9 protein-coding genes and 1 pseudogene are annotated in these 7,077 nt (G+C 33.8%); 9 read left to right on the top strand and 1 reads right to left on the bottom strand.

All coding sequences use genetic code 11. From position 1 onward, the window contains the following. From VLC96_RS01360 to VLC96_RS01325, 8 genes are all read left to right on the top strand, one after another. A partial coding sequence (locus VLC96_RS01360) for a TolC family protein (protein ID WP_325260250.1) occupies positions 1 to 289 on the top strand: 289 nt, incomplete at its 5' end. A gap of 111 nt (positions 290 to 400) precedes the next feature. Then, complete coding sequence (locus VLC96_RS01355) at positions 401 to 1,507, top strand: NADH:flavin oxidoreductase (RefSeq protein ID WP_325260249.1); 1,107 nt, start codon at positions 401 to 403, stop codon at positions 1,505 to 1,507. Between the two features lie 214 nt (positions 1,508 to 1,721). Further along, positions 1,722 to 2,150: a VOC family protein gene (locus tag VLC96_RS01350; RefSeq protein WP_325260248.1), complete on the top strand. Its 429-nt coding sequence runs from the start codon at positions 1,722 to 1,724 to the stop codon at positions 2,148 to 2,150. 273 nt (positions 2,151 to 2,423) lie between these two features. Continuing rightward, on the top strand, positions 2,424 to 2,876 hold the full coding sequence (locus VLC96_RS01345) for an SRPBCC family protein (protein WP_325260247.1): 453 nt from the start codon (positions 2,424 to 2,426) through the stop codon (positions 2,874 to 2,876). Between the two features lie 78 nt (positions 2,877 to 2,954). Next, entirely contained in the window at positions 2,955 to 3,380 is a 426-nt protein-coding gene (locus VLC96_RS01340) for a nuclear transport factor 2 family protein (RefSeq protein ID WP_325260246.1), read from the top strand. 295 nt (positions 3,381 to 3,675) lie between these two features. Continuing rightward, a complete protein-coding gene (locus VLC96_RS01335) occupies positions 3,676 to 4,239 on the top strand; it encodes an NADPH-dependent FMN reductase (RefSeq protein ID WP_325260245.1) in 564 nt (187 codons plus the stop codon). 19 nt (positions 4,240 to 4,258) lie between these two features. Further along, positions 4,259 to 4,594, top strand: coding sequence for a nuclear transport factor 2 family protein (locus VLC96_RS01330; protein WP_325260244.1), 336 nt, complete (start codon positions 4,259 to 4,261; stop codon positions 4,592 to 4,594). 93 nt (positions 4,595 to 4,687) lie between these two features. Continuing rightward, the gene (locus VLC96_RS01325; protein ID WP_325260243.1) at positions 4,688 to 5,155 is read left to right on the top strand and encodes a DUF1440 domain-containing protein; all 468 of its coding nucleotides are present in this window, start codon (positions 4,688 to 4,690) and stop codon (positions 5,153 to 5,155) included. Between the two features lie 417 nt (positions 5,156 to 5,572). On the opposite strand, the gene VLC96_RS01320 is transcribed toward VLC96_RS01325, so the two are convergent. Beyond that, positions 5,573 to 6,553: a GlxA family transcriptional regulator gene (locus VLC96_RS01320; protein ID WP_325260242.1), complete on the bottom strand. Its 981-nt coding sequence runs from the start codon at positions 6,551 to 6,553 to the stop codon at positions 5,573 to 5,575. Positions 6,554 to 6,794: 241 nt separating this feature from the next. Between VLC96_RS01320 and VLC96_RS01315 the strand changes: the two are divergent. Next, positions 6,795 to 7,077, top strand: a pseudogene (locus tag VLC96_RS01315) (hypothetical protein); the annotation flags it as partial.

Genomic DNA, 7,077 nt, shown 5'->3' with positions numbered 1-7,077 from the left:
GAATTTCAGACAAGCTGTTTTGGTAGCCGTTAGCGAAGTATCAGACGCTTTGGTGAGAATACAAAAATTAGAGCAGCAACAGTCTTTTCTCAATGAACGCGTAAAAACATTGCAATTAGCCATTAAAAATTCGAAACTATTGTTCCAAAATGGAATGGCTGAATACTTGGAAGTGCTAACTGCGCAAGCGACTTTATTGCAAAGCGAATTAGAATTGGCTGACATAAAAAGAGAACAACTATCTGCCAATACCGAACTATATCGTGCATTAGGCGGAGGTTGGAGATAACTATAGTTTTACTCCTTGCAGGAAAACTAGAACTTAAACAAAAGTTACTAATGGAATTCACCCATTTTTTTCAACAATAACTAAATTATAAATAATCAAATTACAAAAATCATGAGCACAAACACTTTATTTACACCGTTCAATTTAAAGTCATTACACCTCAAAAACAGAATTGTAATGGCACCTATGACACGTTCTTTTTCTCCAAACGGAGTACCCACTGATACAGTAGCCGCCTATTATCAAAAACGAGCGGAAGGTGAAGTAGGTTTGATATTATCCGAAGGAACAGTTATCAACAGACCTTCTTCATCAAATGATCCCAATGTTCCCCTTTTTTATGGAGAGGAGGCGCTAAAAGGATGGAAAAAAGTAATCGATGATGTTCACGTAGCCGGTGGCCAAATGGGACCACAAATCTGGCATATGGGAATTATGGAAAACCACCATTCTGGCTGGGTGCCGCCAGTACCTTTTGAAGGTCCGTCTGGTTTAAATCGTCCGGATTTCAATAATGGCAACACTATGACCGAAAAAGATATAGAAGATACCATAATTGCTTTTGGTCAGGCCGCTGCTGATGCCAAAAGATTAGGCTTTGACACTATCGAAATTCATGGAGCCCACGGTTATCTGATAGACCAGTTTTTCTATCCTGAAACCAATTTACGCACTGATAATTATGGCGGTAAAACAATAAAAGAACGTAATCGCTTTGCTATTGAAGTCGTAAAAGAAATCCGAAAACAAGTTGGAAACGATTTTGCAATTATTATGCGTTTCTCTCAATTTAAGCCTTCAGACTTCGATTATAAATTGGCAAAAACACCACAAGAATTAGATACCTGGCTTACTCCTCTTGTCGATGCTGGCGTGGATATCCTGCATTGTTCACAACGCCGTTTCTGGGAGCCTGAATTCGAAAAATCAGATTTAAATTTTGCAGGTTGGGCCAAAAAAGTAACTGGAGCGCCAACTATTACCGTTGGTTCCGTTGGACTTGCAAGTGATTTTTTCGGTGTTTTTAGAGGCGAGGGTTCTCAACCAGCTTCATTGGATGAATTAACAAGACGCTTAGATAGAGGTGATTTTGATTTGGTTGCCGTTGGCCGACCTTTATTATCAGATCCAAACTGGGTTGCAAAAATCAAATCTGGTAAAGAAGATGAGCTTATAGGTTTTAACAAAGAATCCCTAGGCGAATTGATACTGCAATAAACAATTATCCACCAATACAGACACTATCGGCATAAGTGGAAGTTGAAGACGATACCCTTATTTAATTTTAATTATTTAATTTGAATGACGCTGTGAGACTTCGGTTTTACGGCGTTTTTTATTTTGTTTTTCATAAAAAAAATTAAAACTCCTGACATACTGTTGTCATAATGCTAAATTAATTTTGGTGTGTTAACCAATAAAAACGTAAAAAATGAATCTAGTATCAATTCGTATTATTACTGCCAACTTTAATGAATTAGTTAAATTTTATGAGCAAGTAACGGAAATTCCTGTGGTGCAATACACCCCAGACTTCGCCGAATTAAAAACACCAACTGCAACAATAGCAATTGGAAGTACCAAAACACTACAATTTTTTGGTGGCGATGAAGTCGCACAGCCAGCCCAAAATCGTAGTGTTATAATAGAATTCAGAGTTAATGATGTCGAGAAAGAATACAAAAGGCTGGAAAACTTTCTTCAAAACAATATAGTTCAGAAGCCTACAACAAAGCCTTGGGGTAATAAATCTCTTTTATTCCGTGACCCTGACGGCAACCTTGTAAACCTTTTTACACCAGTTACACAAGAAGCAATAGCAAAATTTGACGAAAAAATAAGCGCTCTTGATAATAAGTAATCCAAAATGCTATAAATTTTTTTTACGCAGATCTTGCAGATTTAGTAAATGAATTATTTCTTCCTGAATTCTATAGTCGGTTTACTAAAAAATCTGCTAAATCTGCTGAATCTGCATGCTATATTATTTTGAGTAGCGTCTTAATTTGACTAAAAAATGTTTTTGTGTTTGATAAATGACGTTTACTTCAAAATATAAACCTTAAATTAGCCATAAACAACTAATAACTAGCTAAATAAACCAATAAAAACCATTCAGGCGACACGTAATAAAATGAATAGCAATAACCAACTAACAAATACAATGGCGACAAATATTTCTAAAATCACAATTAATGCATCAACTCAAAAAGTTTGGAACACATTGACAAAACCTGAGCTTGTCAAACTTTGGCAATTTGGTAGCGATTTGCAAACCAATTGGGAAATTGGCAGCAAAATCCTATTCACGACAGAATGGAACGGACAAATATTTAAACAGTGGGGAACAGTCTTAGAAATAAAACCAAACGAATTGATTAAATATAACTTGTTTGCTCCAAGACCAGATCTTGAAGACAAGCCAGAAAATTATTTTATAATGTCCTATGTTTTGACAAATGACAATGGGAAAACCAATCTTGAAATCATACAAGAAGACAATAGACCCAATGCGGTTCAGGATGATGAACAGGGCGAAGAAAATCCGATTTTGAAATCACTTAAGGAAGTTGCAGAAACGAATTAGGATATTTAATTATTTCAATCAAAAAAATAAAGTGTTGATAAACAAATAAATGCCCTAACTTAAATACAATAATATTTTATGACACATACTATTAAAAACATAAGCGATTTTTTTGCCAGCTATAAAAAAGCGGCTTGGGAAAAAGATTGCGATACAATGATTACTTTATATGATGACAAAGTGTTGATTTTTGATATGTGGGACAAAGGTTTCTGTTCAGGACTTGAAGAATGGTCTTCGGTAATCACAAGTTGGTTGACATCGCTAAAAGAAGAAAAAGTCAATGTCACATTTGATAAAATAGAAATCCAGGAAGATGGAAACATTGCTTTTGCGAGCGCTTTAATTCAGTTTCAGGCAATCTCAGGCGATAATAGTGTATTACGCAGCATGAAAAACAGAATTACACTCGGATTTGTAAAAAAAGAGAATGGTTGGAAAGTCAAACATCAACATACTTCTGCACCTATTGACTACAATCTCAAAGCTATTTTGGATTTATAATCCAAAACTCTAACGCATTGGGTGAAATTATTTTTTTGCCACACAGAGACATAGAATTTATAGTTTTATAAAAGAGCTAGATAGCCATTTCACTTCTCACATAGCAATCTATGTGACCCGAGACCGAAAGGCGAAAATTAATAATATTTCAAACCTAAATCATTACTATTGCCTTGATTACAAAATAATTAAAATGAAAATTTTGTAATTTATTTTTCCGATTTTGATAAACTTTTAAATTTAATACTTCAGAAATTTATAATGTCAATTTTGTCAAAGTATTAAACAATTTATTATGGAAACGAAAGTAATTGCATTTTCAGGAAGTTTAAGAAAAGAATCATATACTACCAAACTCCTTAAAGCCTTTCAAAAAAGTGCACCAGTTGGTATTACTGTTGAGATAATAGACATCAGTACATTGCCATTTATCAATGAGGATTTAGAAGCTGATTTACCTCAACCCGTTAAGGATTTGCATGCAAAAATAAAATCAGCAGATGCAGTAATTTTTGCAACACCAGAGTATAACCGCTCTTATTCGCCTGTTCTTAAAAATGCCATTGATTGGGGTTCACGCCCTGAAGGAAACAACTTGTGGAAAACAAAACCTGCAACAATTATTGGTTGCTCTCCCTATAGTCTTGGTGCTTTTGGGGCTGTAAATCATTTGCGCCAAGTGGTGCTATATGTAAATCTCTACATCATGCAACAGCCTGAATTTTATCTTTCTTTTATTGCAGATTCAATGGACGAACAAGGAAATATAACAAAAAAAGAAACTCAGGATTTTATTAATGGACATTGGAAAGCATTTGGTGAATGGATAGAAAAATTTAATTCGACTAAAAATAATTAATCATTTAAATTCAATAAAAATGGAAACAAATTCAAAAGAGATTGTTCTTTCTTTTATTAAAGCAATAAATGAGGAAGATTTTAAAACCGCAAAGACTTTAGTTAGTGACGACATGAAATTTGAAGGTGTGCTCGCTTCCAGAAATGGAGCTACAGCTTATTTTGACGATATGGAAAAAATGAAAATGAAGTATGATATCCAAAAAATCATAGCTGAAGGTGATGATGTAAGTATGCTTTCAGATGTAACTTCAAATGGTGCTACACTTTTTACCTCTAGTTGGTATCAATTAAAAAGTGGGAAAATAAACTTTCTAAAAGTCGTGTTTGACCCAAGACCCGTACTCGAAAAATAAAACATAAACACATAACTATTAACAACTTAAGGTAAATAATCTAAAAAAAGTTGCTAGTTTTAATATTCCAATAAGAACTTAAAAAATTTATAGATGAAATCTAAAGCGAGAGCCATTTTTTTGACAGGCTTAATTGCAGGAACAATGGATTTGATGGCAGCAATACTAACTTACACGGTAATTTTACAAAAAACTACACCAATCAAATTGTTGCAATCTATTGCCAGCGGAGTTTTTAAAAAAGAAGCTTATGAAGGCGGCGTACAAATGGCTTTTTACGGATTAAGTTTTCATTATTTAATTGCAATTACTTTTGCTTTGCTATATTTTGTGATTTATCCATACATTCCACTTTTTAGAAAAAAAGCTTTAGTTTCTGGAATTCTATACGGGATTTTTGTTGGACTACTTATGAATCTCGTTGTACTTCGAATTGTATTTCCGGATTTGCCAGTTAAAACTCTTGATTTTCCATTACTATTAGCCATTCTGATTTTAATTTTCTGCATCGGGCTTCCAATCGCTTTTCTTACCAAAAATTATTATTCTTTGAAGAGATAAATATTCTTGAATTAACGCGTTGGGTGAAATTATTTTTTACCACATAGAGACATAGAATTTATAGTCTTTAAAAGACTTTGATAGTCGTTTTACTTATCACATAGCCAATCTATGTGAAAAATAGGCTTATTTCTATTTATTCTTACAATGATTTGCTATTAAATCTATGTTTCTATGTGGTTAATTTTTTCAATTTACAGAATTTCACCCAACGGGTTTGAATTATAAAAAATATATTGATTTATACGGAAAAATATCTGAATAACTTCTGAGTTGCATGAGGGATCGAAACGGCATCCTTTTCTTTTCCTTCTTTAGGAAAAGAAAAGATACAGTGTAGAGCCCGACCTCGTTGCCTGAAAAAGATGTTTTTTTAAATCTGATGATCTTGCAACGAGGTCATGCCCAAATAATTCATCAAACCATAACATCTTTATTGTATTTGTTTCGATAATCGATGGGCGACATTCCGGTGATTTTTTTGAATACTTCCCTGAAGGCTTTTACATCTGAGTAACCTACTTCATACATTACTTCGTTGATGGTTTTGCGAGTATTTTCAAAAGCCTTTTTGGCAGATTCTACTTTTACTCGTTGCATATATTCTACAGGTGTATTGCCTGTGGCTTTGATAAATCGTCGGTCAAAATTCCTTCTGCTTACTGAAAATGTAGCCGACAAATCTTCCATAGAGATTTTTTCATTCAACTTGCTTTCGATATACGATTGCGCTTTTTTCACCGTATCATCTTCGTGTAATTTCTGTCCTGTGAAAATGGCAAATTCAGATTGACTGTTCCTGTCCATTTCGATCTGGAAAACTTTGGAACAATAAATAGCGGTTTGACGATCAAAGTATTTTTCTATTAGATAAATTATTAAATTCAGGAAAGAATACGCTCCACCATTGGTATAAATTCCGTTCTCATCCGTAATCAATAGATCGGTTTGTAAATTGACTTTTGGAAACATCGCTCTAAAGCTTTCAGCAGCAGCCCAATGAGTTGAGCAACTTTTACCGTTTAATAAACCCGATGCCGCCAACATAAAAGCGCCTGTGCAAATACTTGCTACCTCAGCACCTTGCCTGTATTGCTTTTCAACCCAATCGATCAGGACTTTGTTGCTTTCCAATGCTTTGTTATAATTATGATTTAGTGACGGAATAATAACAAGATTGGTTTTGGTAATTTCAGAAATATTTACATGAGGTCTTACTGAAAATAACCCTTCATAAAATTCAACTTCTTTAGAAATGCCCGCTAACTGAATGGCAAACAACTCGGTGTTTTTTGTTTGTTTCCAATAGGCATTGGCTCTTGAAAATATTTTATAAGCACCTACGATGCTGCTTAAATTATTTTCACCATCCGGAACAATTATGGTTAGATGTTGCATAGCTAATAATTTTTAATAAAGATAACACTTAATCTTGTCTAAATCAACCCGCTATATTGTCTATATCACAACCTTTTACTAACCAATTTAGATAGTACCTTTATCTTAATCATTAATAAACAAATTCACAGCTTGCTCCTTAAACAAAACACAACTACCTATTAAAGAATAACTTAACATAATAATAAAAGTGTCAATAACAACATTATTTGTAACTTAGTTTAATTTAAATATAAAAAAAATGGAAACAGTAACAGAAACTAGAAGTTTCTCCTTCAGCTTTGAATCTTCAAAAACCCCAGAAGAAATTTTTAACACCTTAATTGATGTTCGCAAATGGTGGGTAGGTTTGTTTGGAGAAGATATCAAAGGAGGTAGCGATATGCTCAATGAAGAATTTACATTCGACGCAGGCGAAGGAAAGCATCATACCAAACACCGTTTGATTGAAGTAGTACCGAACCAAAAAATTGTGTGGTTGGTAACCGAAAGCCAACTTTCTTTTGTCGAAAAAACAGATGAGT

The organism is Flavobacterium sp., from assembly GCF_035456085.1.
Classification (GTDB): domain Bacteria; phylum Bacteroidota; class Bacteroidia; order Flavobacteriales; family Flavobacteriaceae; genus Flavobacterium.
Note: the sequence above shows the minus strand (reverse complement) of the source record. Positions and strands in the feature narration are given on the sequence as shown.

Bases quoted from the DNA above. Each gene is read 5' to 3' on its own strand.
- VLC96_RS01355 (WP_325260249.1), top strand. From the start codon at position 401: ATGAGCACAAACACTTTATTTACACCGTTCAATTTAAAGTCATTACAC.
- VLC96_RS01350 (WP_325260248.1), top strand. From the start codon at position 1,722: ATGAATCTAGTATCAATTCGTATTATTACTGCCAACTTTAATGAATTA.
- VLC96_RS01345 (WP_325260247.1), top strand. From the start codon at position 2,424: ATGAATAGCAATAACCAACTAACAAATACAATGGCGACAAATATTTCT.
- VLC96_RS01340 (WP_325260246.1), top strand. From the start codon at position 2,955: ATGACACATACTATTAAAAACATAAGCGATTTTTTTGCCAGCTATAAA.
- VLC96_RS01335 (WP_325260245.1), top strand. From the start codon at position 3,676: ATGGAAACGAAAGTAATTGCATTTTCAGGAAGTTTAAGAAAAGAATCA.
- VLC96_RS01330 (WP_325260244.1), top strand. From the start codon at position 4,259: ATGGAAACAAATTCAAAAGAGATTGTTCTTTCTTTTATTAAAGCAATA.
- VLC96_RS01325 (WP_325260243.1), top strand. From the start codon at position 4,688: ATGAAATCTAAAGCGAGAGCCATTTTTTTGACAGGCTTAATTGCAGGA.
- VLC96_RS01320 (WP_325260242.1), bottom strand. From the start codon at position 6,553: ATGCAACATCTAACCATAATTGTTCCGGATGGTGAAAATAATTTAAGC.